Genomic DNA, 16,000 nt, shown 5'->3' on the forward strand with positions numbered 1-16,000 from the left:
ATGTGGCGCGACCATCTCACTGAGATCATCATCTTCACGCTGCTCTTCCTGCTGGTCAGCGTGATGGGCTTCGTGGCCGCCCGGTGGCGGGCACCCAAGGACATGGCCCACCTGGACGAGTGGGGGCTGGGCGGGCGCAGCTTCGGCGGCTGGATCACCTGGTTCCTGGTCGGCGGCGACCTCTACACCGCGTACACCTTCGTGGCCGTGCCGGCGCTGCTCTTCGGGGCCGGCGCCGCCGGGTTCTTCGCGGTGCCGTACACGGTGATCATCTATCCGTTGGTCTTCCTGCTGCTGGTCCGGCTCTGGTCGGTCTCGCACCGGCACGGCTTTGTCACCCCGGCCGACTTCGTCCGGCAGCGGTTCGGCTCACCGACGCTCGCCCTGATCATCGCGATCACCGGCATCGCCGCCACCATGCCCTACATCGCGCTGCAACTGGTCGGCATCGAGGCGGTGCTCAAGACCATGGGCGTGACCGGGGAGAGCACGCTCGCCCGGCACCTGCCGATCATCGTCGCGTTCGCCATCCTGGCCGCGTACACGTACCAGTCCGGGCTGCGGGCACCGGCGCTGATCGCGTTTGTCAAGGACACACTGATCTACATCGTGATCCTGGTGGCGGTCATCTACCTGCCGTACAAATTGGGGGGTTGGGGGGAGATCTTCGACGCGGCGGACGCCAAGTTCGACGCGAGCCCGGCACCCGGCGACGGCATCCTGCTCAACCAGAACAACCAGCTCCAGTACATCACCCTGGCCCTCGGCTCCGCGCTCGCGCTCTTCCTCTATCCGCACAGCATCACCGGCGTGCTGGCCAGCAAGAACCGCGACGTGATCAAGCGGAACATGTCCGCGCTGCCGGCCTACAGCCTGCTGCTCGGGCTGATCGCGCTGCTCGGCTACATGGCCATCGCGGCCGGGGTGACGCCGCTGCCCGGCGCCACCGAGGGGAGCGTCGACAACAACACCGTCGTGCCGTTGCTCTTCGAGCAGCAGTTCCCGAGCTGGTTCGCCGGCATCGCGTTCGCGGCCATCGGCATCGGCGCCCTGGTCCCCGCCGCGATCATGTCCATCGCCGCGGCGAACCTGTTCACCCGCAACATCTACAAGGAGTACCTGAAGCGGGATGCCAGCGCCGCCCAGGAGGCGAACGTCTCGAAGATCGCCTCGCTGGTGGTCAAGGTCGGCGCGGTCGCCTGCATCGTCTTCCTCGACCCGCAGTTCTCCATCGACCTGCAACTCATCGGTGGCGTGATCATCCTCCAGACGCTGCCCGCGGTGGCGCTGGGCCTCTACACCCGCTGGTTCCACCGGGGCGGCCTGATCGTCGGCTGGATCGCCGGCATGGGGCTGGGCATGTGGATGCTCTACCAGATCCCGAACCCGGCGACAAAGCGGGAACACTTCGGCGGCAGCGCCTTCGCGCTGGAGAAGTTCGGCTTCGACACCCCGAAGACGATCTACGTCGGCCTGGTGGCGGTCGCGGTCAACCTGCTGGTCGCGGTCATCTTCACGCTGATCCTGCGGGCGGCCAAGGTCGCCGAGGGTGAGGACGGGACCGCCCGCGACGACTACTTCGCCGACGAGGGCGATGCCCGGATCGTCCCAGCCCAACGCCGCGAGACCGAGCAGGTCCCGACCGAACCCGTCGCGTGAAGCGTGAAGCGTGAAGCGTGAAAGGAAGGGCCCCTTATTAACGCATAGCGTTAATAAGGGGCCCTTCCTTTCACGCGCGGCGCTCGACCTCGGCGCGGAGTGCGGGGAAGTCGGCCCGGAAGAGCGGGGAGCTCTGCAACACTCGTACGAGCGCGCCCGCGCTGCCCGCGTCGGACCACACACAAACCGCCACCGGTACGCCGTTCAGTCGCCCGTCACCGCACCGGGCCAACCCGCCCAGCGGGCCGGGATCGGCCTCGGTGAAATTGTGGACGTCGAGTTCCTGGCTCACCCCGGAAATAAACTGCGACAGGCGACTTTCCGGGGTGCCGCTGGTCGACGCCACCGCCGTGACGATCACGATGTCCTGGGTCGCCGCGTTCCCGTAGATGCCCCGTGCGGTGGCGGTGACCTCGGGCACCCCGGAATCGTCGGGCATGCCGGTGCCACCGGTGCTCTCGTCGCCGATCCTGGGCCGTCCGCCCAGGGTGGCGGGTGCCACGACGGTGATCGCACCACCGGCGATGGGACCGCCCGGGGTCGGCCCGGTCGGCGGGGAGCCGACCCCGCCGCCCGGCGCCGTCGACCCCGCCGACGGTACGTTCGACGGCTGACCGTTCGTCTGCTCCCCGTTCGTCTGCTCCCCGGTCGCCGGTGGTGTTGTCGCCGGGTGTGACGTGGACGGTTGCGTCGAGTGGCCGAACGCCCCGGTCACCTTCTCGGGCGCGGCCGCGTACGCCCCACCGGTCGCGGCGAGCGCCAGTGCGACCAGTGCGGCGAGGGCGATCAGGATCTTGCGAGCCGGTGACCACCGACGCGCCGGTTGCGGGATGGCCTGCTCCCGCGCCGGTGCGCCCTGCGGGAGATCAGCCGGGGGTGTGTCCTGGGGGAGATCACCTTGGGGTGTGTCCCGGGAGAAAGCAGCCTGGGGTGTGTCCTGGGGGAGATCAGCCTGGGGTGTGTCCTGGGAGAGAACAGCTTGGGGCGTCGTGCCCTGCGAAAGGTCAGCCTGGGGTGTGCCCTGGGAAGGATCAGTCGAATCCGACATCGGTAACTCCATCTTGGTGAACGAGGTTCACCACCGTCACGGACGCCGCCCGGAATCGGTTCAGCCCCGCTCCCCGGGGTGGTGCCGATCCTGCGCCCGGGGCCGGTGTCGGCGTACGGGAGCCGCTTCGCCGGGCGTCTTGTCTGTCGTCTTTGGTGTCGCGTATCGGCGTATCCGGTTGACGGAGGTTCGGCGTGTCGGAATCGGGGACGTTTACCGGTCACTTCACCGACGGAATGAGGTCATTTCTTTCCATGCCGAACCGGACCACGTCAATCGGGAAGCGTTTGAACATGACAGTCCCCAGTGGACGTACACAAGCCATAACCCCTGCTGGAGCAGAGCCTCCCGCCTGCCGCAAAATCCGGTCCCTCCCATGATCGTGAAGAGTTTTGCTCGCTATAGCCGGCCGAACTCTTCGTGATCATCGGAAATCCCGTGCTGTTCTTTTCCTGGCCCTCCCATTTAAGGTGTCCCTACCGAATCCGAGCGTCCTTTGGGGAGCCGCATCGTGCACAACGAGGCCCTACGGTTGGCGATGGCAGCGGCGGGGGAGACGACCGAGTCCCTCGCGCACAAGGTTCACGTCGACCCCAAGACGGCGGCTCGCTGGCTCTCGCCGGGGCGGACCCCGCATCCGCGTACCCGGCTTGCCGTGGCCAAGATCCTCGGCTGCGAGCAGGCGGAGCTCTGGCCCGAGCCGTTCCGCCGCCGCGACCTGGCCTGGTTCCGCCCCTGGGCCGAGGCCGAACGCTCGGCGACCCTGATCCGGTCCTATCAACCGCTCGTGCTGCAAGGGCTGCTCCAGACCGAGCGTTACGCCCGAGCCATGCTCCGGGTGGGATCGGTGACCCCGCCCGAGGAGGTCGAGGAGTTGGTGGCCTCGCGACTCCAGCGACAGGCCATCCTGTCGGGGGAGAGGCCGCCGCAGTTCATCGCCATCTTCGACGAGGTGGTGCTCCGGCGGATGGTCGGTGGGCCGGCGGTGATGCGGGAACAGCTCGAACACCTGGTCACGATCGGCGAGTGGGAGCACGTCCAGATCCGGGTCATCCCGTCCGACACCCCGTGGCACACCGGCCTGGCCGGTCCGTTCGTGCTCGCCACGATGCCGGACGGGACCGAGGCGGGCCACGTCGACACCCAGTTGCGCGGCGAGATGGTGAAGCTGAGCAGCGACCTTGTGAGCCTTGGGAAGCGGTGGGAAAGTGTTACCGGGGAAGCCCTCCCGCATCGACGGTCGATCGAGCTGATCAAGGAAGTGGCGAAGACATGGACCTGACCGGCGCCACCTGGCGCACGTCCACCCGCAGCTCCAACAACGGCGGCGACTGTGTCGAGGTGGCCGACAACCTGCCCGGCCGGGTGCTGGTCCGGGACACCAAGAACCGCGACGGCGGCACCCTGACCTTCGCCCCGGCCGCCTGGCGCGCGTTCGTCGGCCGGGTCGCCAGCCGCTGACGTTCGGCCGAGCGGCTACAGGTTGATCTGGTAGAGGATGAAGCCCCGGTTGATCGCGACCTGGTCGTAGAGCCGGCGCGCGATGATGTTGGTCTCCTCCGTCGACCAGTAGACCCGGTAGCAGTCCTGCTCGCGCGCCCACTCGGTCACCGCGCCGATCAACGCGCGGGCCACACCCCTGCCCCGGGCCTCCGGCGCGGTGAACAGGTCCTGGAGATAGCAGACGTCCGGCGCCGAGGTGTTGGCGTGGATCAGGAAGTGCGCGATCCCTACGAGCTTGCCGTCGAGCTTCGCGCCGAAGGCGTGCATCCGGGTGTCGTCCTGGAACGCACGCCAGGCCCTGTCGTACATCTCGGGCGACAACCCGCGCTGGTAAAACTCGATGTAGGCGCGGAACAGCGCCTCCCAGTCCGGACGATCCTCCGGAACGAGTTTGCCGATAGTGATCATGTGGTGTCTCCCGGGAGCGGGCTGGGTCCCCAGACCCTAGATGAGGAGTACGCCGATGGTCGTACCGAAGGCGACGATCACGCCCTTGAGTACGGCCGGCGGTAGCTGACGGGCCAACCGGGCGCCGAAGTAGCCGCCGACCAGGGTTGCCGGTGCGACGATCGCCACGGCGGCCCAGTCGACCGGACCGAAGGCGGAGAAGATCGCGATCGTGGTCAGCCCGACCACCGCCGAGATCACGTTCTTGAGGGCGCTCACCCGGGCCAGCGACTCGTCCAGCACCAGGGCGAGACCGGCCACCAGCATCACGCCGAGGGCGGCACCGAAGTAGCCCCCGTACACCGAGCCGACCGCGACCATGCCCTGAAGGGTGAGCGTACGGCGGCGCGGGCTGAGCTCCGCCGGGTGGCCGACCAGCCGGCGAAGACGATCCTGGAAGGCGAGTACGGCCGTCGCCCCGAGCACCAGAATCGGGATGACAACCTTGAAGGCGTCCTCCGAGGTGTTGAGCAGCAGCAGGCCACCGGCGGCGGCGCCGAGCGCGGCCGTGGGGATCAAGGGCAACAACCGGCTGTACGGCGGCAGATCATCCTTGCTGCCGGCGACCGCCGCCAGATAACCCGGACAAACCGACACGGAATTGGTCACGTTCGCCTGGATCGGCGGCATGCCGATCGCGATCAGTGCCGGGAAGGTGATCAGCGACCCACCGCCGGCAACCGCGTTGATGGTGCCCGCGGCGAGCCCGGCGGCGAGCAGCAGGCCCGCGTCGAGGAGATCCATCGCTGCTGAGAGTAGTCAGACGGCAGGTCGGGACGCCCTTACTCCCGGCCGCTCTGTGACGGTGTCGACAAGTAGACTTGCCGGGCGACGGACGAGTTGACCGGGCGGTCGCGTCGGCGGGTGCGAGCCCGTCACCGAGGAACGTCCGGACTCCACAGGGCAGGGTGGTTGTTAACGGCAACCCGGGGCGACCCGCGGGAAAGTGCCACAGAAAACAGACCGCCCGGCCGAGCCCGCCGAGCCGAACAGTTCGGTGGGTGACGCCAGGTAAGGGTGAAACGGTGGGGTAAGAGCCCACCAGCATCCCGGGTGACCGGGGTGGCTAGGTAAACCCCACCCGGAGCAAGGCCAAGACAGGGCCATCACCGCGAGGTGACGGCCCGCGCAGACGCTCGAGGGCTGCCCGCCCGATGTCTGCGGGTAGGCCGCTGGAGCCTGCCGGCGACGGTAGGCCGAGATGGATGGCCGCCGCCGGCGACACCGGCAACGGTGCCGCCGGGCACAGAATCCGGCGTACAGGTCGACTCGTCCGTCGCCCACCAGGTCAGAGCCACGACTACGGGCAACCCCGCTGGCTCCCGTACCGTCGTGCGCTGCTCCTGTCATCTGGTCCGGCAACCCGGTGGAGCATGATCCTCAGAACGACAGGAGTTGGAACGTGCCGACGGTGCGGAAGCCGAGGCGGCCGTACAGCGGCTTGCCGACCTCGCTCGACGTGAGGGCGACCGTACCGACGCCGCGCTCGCGGGCCAGGTCGATCGCGGCCACCGTCATCGCCGCGCCGACGCCGCGTCGGCGGTGCTCCGGCTGCGTGCCGACGAAGTAAAGGGTTAGCAGGCCATGGCTCAGCCAGGCCACGGCTGTGCCGGCAACAGGGCCGTCGTCGAAGCGACCGGCGAGCCGGATTACCGTGCCATCCCCGGCGAAGGCCTTCTCCCGGGCGATCGCGGTTGCCATTTCCTCGGCGGGAATTCCCGATACCCGGCCGTAGGCCGGAACGAATTTGTCCATGTCGGTGGTTTCGGCGATGCGGAACCCGACGGGGGTGGGAACCGGGGCGACGCGATCGACCTCCATCGTCATGATCGGCAGGTTGGCGATCGGCACCGCGCCGAGAGCGACCAGGCCGTCGGCCGTGCCGGCGTCGCTGTCCGGACCAGCCCACCAGATTCTGGGTACGCCGTCCAGCCGCTCGCGCGCCTCGGCGAGAGCATTATCCGGCGTACGCCCGGAGACGCGTAACACGCCGTTGAGCGTCGCGTGCCGAACGTCGCTGCGGTACGTCACCAGATCCGACCCGCCGGCAATTCCGACGTTCCACCCGAGGAGGTACGCGCGATGCGCGGCGAGCAGTGTTTCGACCGGTTCCACGAAATTGATCTTAAACGGCTCGCGGTGAACCGCTGCACGTCGCCGACGGCATCGATCAGGGTCCGGCCGTCCTATCGCCGCGACCGGAGACCGCAGCCCGACCAGCCGGAGACCGCAGCCCGACCAGGCAACGCCCGGCGGCCAGTGGTCAGGACGGTGTGATTTCACCAGAGGTGTGAGTTCACCAGATCAGTGAGACCACCAGGATGAGCAGGGCGGTGAGGGCCAGCGACACCAGGATCGAGCCGAGGCAACCCAGTCGGTTCGAGAAGAAGACGAACATCCTCCGGTAGTACCCACGACGGCCCAGCTCGATCACGTACGCGCTGCTAGGCGGGTTAATATAGCGCCGTGCAATCGGATCAGGCGGTGCCGACCGACGAGGCCGCTCCGGCGCGGGACCGGCTGTTGCTGGCCGCCGCGCGGTTGCTGGACAGTGGCGACCGGTCCTTCTCCACCCGGGCGGTCTGCGAACTCGCCGGGGTGACCGCGCCGACGCTCTACCACCACTTCGGCAGCAGGCAGGGGCTGGTCGACGCGGTGATCCAGCACGGCTTCACGCAGTATGTCTCACCCGCGGGTTCGCCCGAACTCTCCGACGACCCGGTCCGTGACCTGAGTGACGGCTGGGACCGGCACGTCGCCTTCGGCCTCGCGCACCCGAATTTTTATGCCCTGCTCTACGGCAACGTCGAGCCGGGGCGCCCTTGCGCGATCACCGGACCCGCCACCGACATGCTGGTCGGACTCCTGGACGAGGTCGCCCGGCGAGGTCTGCTCCGGGTGCCGCCGGCCGAGGCGGCGGCGCGGATCCTCGCCGCCAACGTCGGCGTGACGCTCACCCTGATCACCCAACCGGAGCACGATCGCGACAGGCGCCTCTCCGGGGACGTACGCGACACGATCCTCGCATCCGTGCTCAGCACCGCCGTTGGAGAGCAGGCGCGGGGGAGGGAATCGCGTACCACCTCGGCTATCGCGCTGCTCGTCGCCCTGGACCGGGAACCCGACGGTCTCACCCCGGGCGAATTGGCCCTGATGCGCGAGTTGCTCAGCCGGATCGGTGCCTGAGCCGCACCGAGGTGGGTGGTCCAGGCTAGCGCGAGAGGTGCCTGCTCCTGCTCCGCCGAGACAGGTGCCGTGACCAGGGGAGACGTATAAGCCACCGCCTGCCGGGTAGCCAGGCGTTGTCTCGGCCGTCCGGTCGGGGCGGATCGCGCCGCTGTTGGGAGTCTCGATGACGCAGAGCACTGGGGTCGGCGACGGCAAGGTTCAGGCGGCCAAACAGGGCGCCGCGCAGACCGGCCAGCAGGTGTCCCAGGCCGGCGGCCAGCTCGCGCAGAGCGCCGCCGCGCAGGGCAAGGACGTGGCCGGCGAGGCCAGCCGCCAGGCACGGGAGCTGATGGGGCAGGCGTCCTCGCAGCTCAAGGAGCAGGCGATGGCCCAGCAGCACCGGGCCGCCGACGGACTGCGGGCACTCGGCGACCAACTCCAGGCGATGTCCGACCGGAACGACCAGCCGGGCATGGCGGGGGACCTGGTACGGCACGCCGCCGGCCGCGCCCACCAGGCCGCCGAATGGCTCAACCAGCGCGAGCCGGGCACGGTGGTGCACGAGGTACGCGACTACGCGCGCCGCAACCCCGGCCTCTTCCTCGCCGGCGCGGCGGTCGCCGGAGTGCTCGTCGGCCGGCTGGGCAAGAGCATGCGGAGCATGCAGGACGGCGGCGGCACGTACAGCGGTGGTGGCATGGCCGAGCACGGCGACGGGCACCGGCCGGGCGGTCAGCACGGCGACGGGCACCGACAGGGTTCGCAGCCCCGGGACATGCCCGCGTTCCAGTCCACCTCCAACGCGCCCGGCGGTTCCTACCGCGCCACCGGTGCCGGCACGGTCGACGAGGAAGCCGACCCCGGCGGCGGAGCCGCCTCGGCCGCACAACACGACTGGCCACCGCGATGAGTGCCGCGACCGACGGAGCCAGGGCCACCCGGGAGCGCGAGCGCGATCCGCGACAGGCGTCGATCGGGGAGTTGCTCACGGCGATCACCCGGGACACCTCGAGCCTGGTCCGTCAGGAGATCGAGCTGGCCAAGGCCGAGGCGAGGGCTGAGATACGTACGGCGGCCAAGGCCGCGGGGATGTTCGGCGGCGCCGCCCTCGGCGGTTTCATGGTGTTGCTGTTTCTTTCCTACGCGATGTGGTGGGGCCTGTCGAACGTCATCGACCAGGGCTGGTCCGCGCTGATCGTGGCGGCCGTCTGGGCGGTGATCGCCGGGGTGCTGATCGCCATGGCCCGGGCTCGGGTACGCAGCCTGGGCAGGTTGCCGCAGACATCGGGAACCGTCCGGCGGATACCGGACGCGGTGAAGGGACAGGCAGACCACCGAGCGGGGGGACAGCCATGAGCATGGATCCGGACCAGATTCGCGCCCGTATCGAGGACACCCAGGACGACCTGAGCCAGAACATCAACGCGCTGAGCGACCGGGTGAACCCGCGACGGGCGGCCCGGCACCAGGTCGACCGCGCCCGTGGCACCTGGCAAAAACTGAGGGAGAACGTGATGGGCAGCGCCTCACACGCACGCGACGCCTCGATGCACGCCCGCGACGTCGGACAGGCACGCCTCTCCGACGCGTCGTCGGCGGCGAGCGACCGAATGCAGGGTATAGGCCACGCGGCAGGTGACCGGGTGCACGACATGGGGCAGCGGGCGCAGGGCCACCCGCTCGCCGCCGGCCTGGTCGCCTTCGGGCTCGGCGTGCTCGCCTCGTCGCTGCTGCCGCCGAGTGAACCGGAGCGCCGCGCAGCCGGCCAGCTCAGGAACAAGGCGTCCGAGCACTCGGGCGACCTCAAGCAGCAGGCGATGGGTGCGGCCCGCCAGGCTCAGGACAATCTCCGCGAGCCGGCCCAGCAGGCCGCCGAGTCGGTGAAGTCCAAGGCCGGGCAGAGCGCCGGCAACCTGCGCGACCAGGCTCAGTCGGCCGGACAGGACCTGCGTGGCCAGGCCCAGCAGAAGGCGAACGACGTACGTCAGCGCTGAGACGTACGTGTCAGCGCTGACCCGACGGTACGCGCCGCCGAGGGACCGGTACGGCCGCTCAGTCGCCGGTCATGGCGTGCGGAGCGGTCACCGGTTTCGACTCCGGTGACCCGTGCTGCCGCAGGAAGATGCTCAGTACGACGAGCACGCCCACGGCGAGGAACTCGCTCTGCCAGTTTTGCATCGACTGGAACCAGAAGTCGCTGGTCCCGAGGAACTGCCAGGCGTTGACCGGGGCGGCGCCGCTCGCCAGCGCCTGCTGCTCGTTGTACTCGGCGGTCCCGCCGAGCAGGTGCCCCACGAACGAGCCGGCGAAGAGCAGCAGCAGGGCCAGCGAGAGGCTGTTGCGGTAGACCTTCAGCGCCAGCCCGCGCGCGTGCACCGGCCAGGGCGAGTCGGGCTTCGCGTGATCGGCGTGGTCGTCCGGGCGGTCCGAGCCCTGCTCCGGCTTCGACTCCGACGAGCCGCGCTGCACCAGGTACGCGGTGAGCAGGACATAACCGCCCATCTGGAGGAACTCCGACTCCCAGTTCTCGAAGACCGCCTCGGCGAAGTGTCCCGTACCGAGGTAGGCAAGATAAGCCTCCGGGGGCAGGCCGTACTGGGTCAACTCCTCGTTCCGGGTTTGCCACCCGAAAACACTCTGTAGCACCAGAAAGAGCAGAAAAGCCCCGAACATCGTCACCGAGAGCGCGTTCGCCCGTAGCCAGCGTCTCATTTCCGGCCCCCTCCGCCGAACGCGTCCCCTTGACCGAACGCGTCCCCTTGACCGAACGCGTCCCCTTGACCGAACGCGTCCCCTTGACCGAACGCGTCCCCTTCACCGAACGCGTCCCTCCGCCGAACGAGGGAACTCCTTCCCTGCCACGACGCGGCGGAAACGAGCAGCTCAGCGTGTTGCCGTAATAATCACGGCCGAGTCGGAGGAGGTCGATCGCCGGGAGTCAGTCGGCGTGTGGCCAGGTTGACGCCGTCAGTCGGCGTGCGGCCGAGTTGACGCCGTCAGTCGGCGTGCGGCCAGGGTGACGATCCGACCACGGCCCCGTACAGGGTGTGGTCGAGGAGCAGGGCGACCTGTCCGCCCAGCCCCTGCCGGCGCGGGTCGATGCCGAGCTTCTTCGCGGCCGTCGCCTCGAAGCCGGCCCAGAAGAGAAAGCCGAACAACGGCCCGGACCAGGCGCGTCGGCGGATCGGGCGGGGCAGCAGGCCGAACATGGCCCCACCGGCGGCCCCGACGCCCCAGTGGATGAGCTCCACCAGCGCCGGCCTCCGGTTCACCGGGACCCGGTAGAAGACCGCCGGGGCGGCATGCTTGAGCAACTGTTCCGGAGGCGTGTGCTCGACCAGGCCGAGCGAGGTGGTGGCCTGCCGTACCCCGGACATCGCCATCGCGGCGATCGCGCCCCGGGCGGCGGCCCGCGCGGTCGCGTCCACGGTCCCCCTGATCCGCTTCCTCGCGTCCACCCGGCCCCCTCACCCGGCACCGCCGTACGGCCCCGGCCGCGCCTACCCACCCACCCCCCACCCAAACGCAAGGAAGGGCCCCTTGTTATCGCTTTTTGTAGAGGAAGGGGCCCTTCCTAACAGCGGTGGGTTTCGGTGCGGTGGCGTGGGGCAGTAGGCGGTATGACGCAGGACGCAGGCGTTCCAGGCGCCACCGTGACCGTGTACGAGAACGGGCCGTTGCTGGTCCGGGGCGATTTCGAGCTGCGTACGGCCCTGGGGGTGGCCGTGGATCCGGGGCGGGACACGATCGCGCTCTGCCGGTGCGGCAAGTCGTCGATCAAACCGTTCTGCGACGGTACGCACAAGGCGATCGGCTTCCTCGCCACCGCCGATCCCGATCCCCGCTCCAACGCACACGGCAGCGCGCACGCCGATGCCGATGCCGACGCCGCTGACGTGCATGTCGACCGCCGAGGCTGACGGTGCTGAGGTGCATGTCGACCGCCGAGGCTGACGGTGCTGGGTGCATGTTGACCGCCGAGGTTGACGGTGCTGGCGCGCGTGTCGATGCGTATGTCCACCGCCGGGGCTGACGGTGCTGACGTGCATGCCGACGCCGATGCCCGCGCGGAGGTTCACGACGACGGGTGGGCGGGGGCGGGTCAGTGCCGGGTGGCTTGTAGTTGGCGCTGGCTGTGCGCGGCGGTACGGATGCGGTGGTCGGCGTACCGGATACCGCCGCGGCCGAAGCGTAGGCCGACCGCGGCCCAGCTACACACCGCCCGCTCCAGCACCCAGGCCGGGGCGAGCAGCGCGCCGCGCAGTGGGAAGACCGCGCGGGCGCCCCGACCCCGCCGACCCAGCTCGGCCAGGGCCACCACCCCGGCCGCCGCCACGAGCAGCGCCCGACGGTCGCGCACCGCCAGCGCGGTCGCCGCCGGCAGGACCGCGAGGAAGAGCAGCATCCGGGGCGGCACGGCAAAATCGTCGTACGCCTGACGTACCCGTTGGGACCAGAACCGGCCGGCGGTCGGCGGCAGGCGACGGACGTAGAGGTCCGGCGGGCATGCCTCGACACCACCGAATCCGCGTACGGTGCGGAGCAGCTCCAGGTTCTCGAAGAGTACGTCTCCGTCGTAGCCGCCCATCGCCAGCACGGTCGAGCGGCGCAGCCCGAAGGTGCCCGGGTAGTCCGCGCCGAACGCCCGGTTGAGCAGGGTACGTCCGGTGTCCCAGCAAGCGTGCCAGGGCAGCGGGTCGAAGTAGTTCTGCGGGCGTACGAGATCGGCGTGCGCGAGCAGCCGGTGCACCACGCGCAACGCCTCCTCGTCGTAGCGCACGTCGTCGTCGGCGACGACGATCCGTTCGTGGCGGGCCAGGTGCACGCCGGTCAGCACGCCGTTCACCTTGCCGTTGAGGAAGTGCAGCGTCGGGTCCGGGGTGAGGTGCCGGACCAGGGTCGCCCAGCGCCGCGCGTGCCGGGCGAACAGCTCCGGCGGCGAACCGTCGACCACGGTCACCGAGACCCGTGCGGACAACCAGCGCAGGTAGTCGGTCAGCTCCGCACAGCCCTCCTCGTCCGACCAGCGCAGCGGCAGGACGTACTCGACCGGGAGTCGGCCGGGTGCGGCCCCGAACACCGGTCCGGCCACCGGGACCCGGACCGGTTCGGCCACCGCCACGGCCACCGGTTCGGCCACCGGCACGGCCGGCGGCGCCGTCGCTGGTTCGGCCGCCAGCGCGGACACCGGTCCGGCCAACGGTGCCTTCGGTTCGGCCGGTGGGGTCGCCGGATCCGGACCGGTACGGGCGGCCGGGCTCAATGCCCCAGCGCCAGCGGTAGCCGCAACGAGGAACGCTCGGCCGCCCAACTCGACAGCACGTGCTCGGCAACCAGCCGGTCGAGCGCCAGGCAGCAGGCGGCGCCGAAGAGTACGTCCGACGCGCGGGCCGGTTCGGTCAGCGCGAACGAACCGCACAGGTCGTACGCCGCGATCTGCTCGTGCACCGCGTCGGCCTCGACGTGCTCGTCGTAGAACCGGGTCGCCCCGGGCGTCCCGCCGAGCCGGCGCAGCGCGTCGCCGTACCGGCGGTTCGGTAGCGACGAGGTCATCTCGAAGGCGGCGAGGTGGCCGAGCAGCGCACCCCGCCAGCGACGGTGCAGGCCGAACAGGGAGATGAGATTGTTGGCCGCCAGGGTGACCGCCGGGACCGCGTCGACGTACGCGCCGTAGTCGCTGTCCAGCCCGAGCCAGCGCATCGTGTCGCGGAAGAGTTCGGCGTGCATCCGGGACAACCGGCCCCGGCCGTACTCGTCCATCTGGATCTCGACCAGCGCCGCCTTGGTCTCGCCGCCGAGCCGGGGGATGCCCCAGGTGTGCGGATCGGCCTCCTTCAGGTGGTAGACGGAACGTTGGGTGACAAACTCCCGGAACCGCGCCAGGTCACCCCGCCGGTGCAGTTCGGTCGCGAGCGACGGCCCGTCGTCGTCGGCCACCAGCGAGGTCAGAGCCCGGGGTACGTCGTCCGGCTCCACCGCCGCCAGCGGTCCCACCAGGCGACGCAGCGCCGACTCGAACCGCTGTTCCGCCACCGCGCGTACGGCGAGCAGCGACGGGTCCCACTCCCACCGTTCGTCGACACCGTCGAAGCCCCGGTAGTGCAACTCGTAACAGGTGAAGAGGAACAGTTGCAGATCCTCGTCCCGGATCGGATCGGCGTCGGCGTTGGTCCCGGAGGCGCGTCCCCCGTCGTCCGACCGGTCGGCGTCCCACAGTTCGGTGACGTCGAACGTCGTCCGCGCCGGTACGCCCGAGAGCGCCTCGACCAGCATCGCCGAGGCCGGACCACGGGCTACGGGAAGTCTCATCCGGCTGCCCACTCCGCTGTGTCGGACACTGGCCCCCCTGACGGTGACGATGCCCGGAGATGCCCGTCGCGCGGCCGGTCAAACCACGCGCGGTCGGCTCCCGGCGGTGGCGTCGGTTCGAACACTCACGTCGCCAGGCCCGGCCCGGTTCGACTGCCAGGCTGACCCGCCTGGTTCGTCTGCCTGGTCAGTCTCCTGGTTCGTCTGCCTGGTTCGTCCGTGCGGTTCATTCCATCGGTCGACGCACCGTGTAGACGCGCAGGTTGCCGTAGGTGGTGGCGGTGACGAGGTCCCAACCCTCGGCCGACCACGCGGTCAGCAGGGCGACGGGATGGATTTTGCCGAGCGGGTGTGTACGGCCGTCCGAGTCGATCCACTCCCGCACCACGGCCGGACCGTGCAGCGCACACTGGGCGACGATTTCCGCGTACTCGTAGCCGGGCATGACCCGATGATCTGACCGGCCGGCGACATCGACCATCAGCCGACCAGCCGATCCGGCGGTCGGGGCGGGACGGCACCCGGACGGCACCGGGGCGGGCCGGAGAGCCGTTCGGGGACGCCGACACGGCCGTGGAGGCTGATCGCGTCAAATATTTTTTTCCAGCTCCGGACCGACCGTCGCCGGACCCGCTCGGACCGTCAACGTGACTCGATTCCCTTTCCTGACAAGCATTTTCCGGAAAGGAGTTGTCTCCGCAGATTCCTCACCTGCGGAAACAAACCGGGTCTATTGTGGAGAAGACTCCGACTTTTTGTGCGAAAAGGTAGCGCTGTAGTTACTTTGCGGTGCACAGTTATCACATGAGCGACAGCGGAAGTGGTGAAAGGTACTACTGGTGCCTGCGACACCACCGGGTCGAGACGGACGCCGACGTTTGTGCGGCGCGTTACGTCCTCGGGCCGTACGCCTCGGCCCATGACGCGGAGCACGCGCTGGAGAAGGTCCGGCAACGCAACGAGGAGTGGGACGCCGAGGATGCCCGTTGGGCCGGGGAGGAGAGGTAGCGGCGCGGCACAGAGCCCGCGTCGTCGAAGTACTCCGCGGTCTCCACCAGGAGACCCCCGAGAGCATGTCCCGCAAGGAGGACCCAGATGGCCGAAGCATCAAAGGCCACCAGCCGCCCGGCTGCCAAACGCACCGGCGTGAAGAAGACCACGGCGGCACGTAGCACCACCGGCGCGAAGAAGACCACGGCGGCGCGCAAGAGCACCGGCGCGGCAACCCGTACGTCGGCGACCCGACCGGCGGCGGCCAAGAAGGCTCCGGCGAAGAAGGCCCCGGCGAAGAAGGCCGCGGCCAAGTCGACGACGGCGAAGAAGACCGTGGCGTCGAAGGCCACCACCGCCCGGAAGAAGGCGACCTCGGCGGCGACCCGAGCCGCGGGTGCGGTGAAGAAGGCCGCGAAGAAGGCGCCCGCCAAGCGCACGACGGCGGCCAGGTCCACCGGGACCAGGTCCACCGCGACCAAGGCCACCGGCACCAGGTCCGCGGTGAAGAAGACCGTGGGAGCGCGGAGCACGGCGAAGAAGGCGCCCGCCAAGAAGGCCCCGGCGAAGAAGACCACCGCGGCCCGGTCGACGGCTCCGGGCACCCGGGCCACGGCGAAGAAGGCCCCGGCGAGGAAGGCCACCACCGCGAAGTCGACCACCTCGCGCGCGGCCACCGGGGCGAGGAAGAGCACGGTCGGCGCGACCAAGAAGACGACCGCGAAGAAGGCGGGCACCCGCACCACCGCGGGTACGCCGGCCAAGAAGATCACCGCGCGCAAGGCGCCCGCCAAGAAGGTCGCCGCGCGTAAGGCTCCGGCCAAGAAGTCGACGCGGGCCACCGTCCGCAAGGCGGCCGGCTGACCGAACGATGCC

19 protein-coding genes and 1 other RNA gene are annotated in these 16,000 nt (G+C 69.6%); 9 read left to right on the forward strand and 11 right to left on the reverse strand.

Features of this window, described 5'->3' with window-relative positions:
- On the forward strand, positions 1 to 1,659 hold the full coding sequence (mctP, locus tag ACI2K4_RS16440) for a monocarboxylate uptake permease MctP (protein WP_404512117.1): 1,659 nt from the start codon (positions 1 to 3) through the stop codon (positions 1,657 to 1,659).
- A gap of 70 nt (positions 1,660 to 1,729) precedes the next feature.
- Here the strand turns inward: mctP and ACI2K4_RS16445 are convergent, their stop codons facing one another.
- Positions 1,730 to 2,707 carry a hypothetical protein gene (locus ACI2K4_RS16445; RefSeq protein ID WP_404512119.1) on the reverse strand — a complete coding sequence of 326 codons (978 nt, stop codon included), beginning with the start codon at positions 2,705 to 2,707 and terminating at the stop codon, positions 1,730 to 1,732.
- A gap of 538 nt (positions 2,708 to 3,245) precedes the next feature.
- Between ACI2K4_RS16445 and ACI2K4_RS16450 the strand changes: the two genes are divergently transcribed.
- Both ACI2K4_RS16450 and ACI2K4_RS16455 read left to right on the forward strand, forming a co-directional pair.
- A complete protein-coding gene (locus ACI2K4_RS16450) occupies positions 3,246 to 3,989 on the forward strand; it encodes a DUF5753 domain-containing protein (RefSeq protein ID WP_404512956.1) in 744 nt (247 codons plus the stop codon).
- Entirely contained in the window at positions 3,980 to 4,168 is a 189-nt protein-coding gene (locus ACI2K4_RS16455) for a DUF397 domain-containing protein (protein ID WP_404512120.1), read from the forward strand. Before ACI2K4_RS16450 ends, ACI2K4_RS16455 begins: the two co-directional genes overlap by 10 nt.
- A gap of 15 nt (positions 4,169 to 4,183) precedes the next feature.
- On the opposite strand, the gene ACI2K4_RS16460 is transcribed toward ACI2K4_RS16455, so the two are convergent.
- Entirely contained in the window at positions 4,184 to 4,618 is a 435-nt protein-coding gene (locus ACI2K4_RS16460; RefSeq protein WP_404512122.1) for a GNAT family N-acetyltransferase, read from the reverse strand.
- 36 nt (positions 4,619 to 4,654) lie between these two features.
- On the reverse strand, positions 4,655 to 5,401 hold the full coding sequence (locus ACI2K4_RS16465) for a sulfite exporter TauE/SafE family protein (protein WP_404512124.1): 747 nt from the start codon (positions 5,399 to 5,401) through the stop codon (positions 4,655 to 4,657).
- 92 nt (positions 5,402 to 5,493) lie between these two features.
- Between ACI2K4_RS16465 and rnpB the strand changes: the two genes are divergently transcribed.
- An RNA gene (gene rnpB, locus ACI2K4_RS16470) (RNase P RNA component class A) lies at positions 5,494 to 5,933 on the forward strand.
- Between the two features lie 104 nt (positions 5,934 to 6,037).
- Here rnpB and ACI2K4_RS16475 read toward each other — a convergent pair.
- Complete coding sequence (locus ACI2K4_RS16475) at positions 6,038 to 6,772, reverse strand: GNAT family N-acetyltransferase (RefSeq protein ID WP_404512126.1); 735 nt, start codon at positions 6,770 to 6,772, stop codon at positions 6,038 to 6,040.
- 181 nt (positions 6,773 to 6,953) lie between these two features.
- Positions 6,954 to 7,091 (reverse strand): hypothetical protein, encoded by a 138-nt coding sequence (locus ACI2K4_RS16480; RefSeq protein ID WP_404512128.1) that lies wholly within the window; start codon positions 7,089 to 7,091, stop codon positions 6,954 to 6,956.
- A gap of 32 nt (positions 7,092 to 7,123) precedes the next feature.
- Here ACI2K4_RS16480 and ACI2K4_RS16485 point away from each other — a divergent pair, with 32 nt between their 5' ends.
- The 4 genes from ACI2K4_RS16485 (at position 7,124) to ACI2K4_RS16500 (ending at position 9,819) form a co-directional block, all read left to right on the forward strand.
- Positions 7,124 to 7,843 carry a TetR/AcrR family transcriptional regulator gene (locus ACI2K4_RS16485; protein WP_404512130.1) on the forward strand — a complete coding sequence of 240 codons (720 nt, stop codon included), beginning with the start codon at positions 7,124 to 7,126 and terminating at the stop codon, positions 7,841 to 7,843.
- A 166-nt stretch (positions 7,844 to 8,009) separates the two neighbouring features.
- Entirely contained in the window at positions 8,010 to 8,735 is a 726-nt protein-coding gene (locus ACI2K4_RS16490; RefSeq protein ID WP_404512132.1) for a hypothetical protein, read from the forward strand.
- A complete protein-coding gene (locus tag ACI2K4_RS16495; protein ID WP_404512134.1) occupies positions 8,732 to 9,181 on the forward strand; it encodes a phage holin family protein in 450 nt (149 codons plus the stop codon). Before ACI2K4_RS16490 ends, ACI2K4_RS16495 begins: the two co-directional genes overlap by 4 nt.
- Complete coding sequence (locus tag ACI2K4_RS16500; RefSeq protein ID WP_404512136.1) at positions 9,178 to 9,819, forward strand: DUF3618 domain-containing protein; 642 nt, start codon at positions 9,178 to 9,180, stop codon at positions 9,817 to 9,819. The genes ACI2K4_RS16495 and ACI2K4_RS16500 overlap by 4 nt, the downstream gene beginning before the upstream one ends.
- A gap of 58 nt (positions 9,820 to 9,877) precedes the next feature.
- Here ACI2K4_RS16500 and ACI2K4_RS16505 read toward each other — a convergent pair whose 3' ends face one another.
- Together ACI2K4_RS16505 and ACI2K4_RS16510 are read right to left on the reverse strand one after the other, a co-directional pair.
- Complete coding sequence (locus tag ACI2K4_RS16505; RefSeq protein WP_404512138.1) at positions 9,878 to 10,537, reverse strand: DUF6766 family protein; 660 nt, start codon at positions 10,535 to 10,537, stop codon at positions 9,878 to 9,880.
- A 284-nt stretch (positions 10,538 to 10,821) separates the two neighbouring features.
- Positions 10,822 to 11,283 carry a DUF6789 family protein gene (locus tag ACI2K4_RS16510; RefSeq protein WP_404512140.1) on the reverse strand — a complete coding sequence of 154 codons (462 nt, stop codon included), beginning with the start codon at positions 11,281 to 11,283 and terminating at the stop codon, positions 10,822 to 10,824.
- 162 nt (positions 11,284 to 11,445) lie between these two features.
- Between ACI2K4_RS16510 and ACI2K4_RS16515 the strand changes: the two genes are divergently transcribed.
- Positions 11,446 to 11,745: a CDGSH iron-sulfur domain-containing protein gene (locus ACI2K4_RS16515; protein ID WP_404512142.1), complete on the forward strand. Its 300-nt coding sequence runs from the start codon at positions 11,446 to 11,448 to the stop codon at positions 11,743 to 11,745.
- Between the two features lie 182 nt (positions 11,746 to 11,927).
- On the opposite strand, the gene ACI2K4_RS16520 is transcribed toward ACI2K4_RS16515, so the two are convergent.
- The 4 genes from ACI2K4_RS16520 to ACI2K4_RS16535 all read right to left on the reverse strand — a co-directional run bounded on the left by ACI2K4_RS16520 (position 11,928) and on the right by ACI2K4_RS16535 (position 15,888).
- Positions 11,928 to 13,088, reverse strand: a complete 1,161-nt coding sequence (locus ACI2K4_RS16520; protein WP_404512144.1) for a glycosyltransferase — start codon at positions 13,086 to 13,088, stop codon at positions 11,928 to 11,930.
- Positions 13,085 to 14,134: an iron-containing redox enzyme family protein gene (locus ACI2K4_RS16525; protein ID WP_404512146.1), complete on the reverse strand. Its 1,050-nt coding sequence runs from the start codon at positions 14,132 to 14,134 to the stop codon at positions 13,085 to 13,087. Before ACI2K4_RS16525 ends, ACI2K4_RS16520 begins: the two co-directional genes overlap by 4 nt.
- Before the next feature lie 226 nt (positions 14,135 to 14,360).
- Positions 14,361 to 14,579: a hypothetical protein gene (locus ACI2K4_RS16530; RefSeq protein ID WP_404512148.1), complete on the reverse strand. Its 219-nt coding sequence runs from the start codon at positions 14,577 to 14,579 to the stop codon at positions 14,361 to 14,363.
- A gap of 445 nt (positions 14,580 to 15,024) precedes the next feature.
- The gene (locus tag ACI2K4_RS16535) at positions 15,025 to 15,888 is read right to left on the reverse strand and encodes a hypothetical protein (RefSeq protein ID WP_404512150.1); all 864 of its coding nucleotides are present in this window, start codon (positions 15,886 to 15,888) and stop codon (positions 15,025 to 15,027) included.
- Positions 15,889 to 16,000 lie beyond the last annotated feature (112 nt).

It is taken from the genome of Micromonospora sp. NPDC050397, assembly GCF_044901685.1.
Classification (GTDB): domain Bacteria; phylum Actinomycetota; class Actinomycetes; order Mycobacteriales; family Micromonosporaceae; genus Micromonospora_G.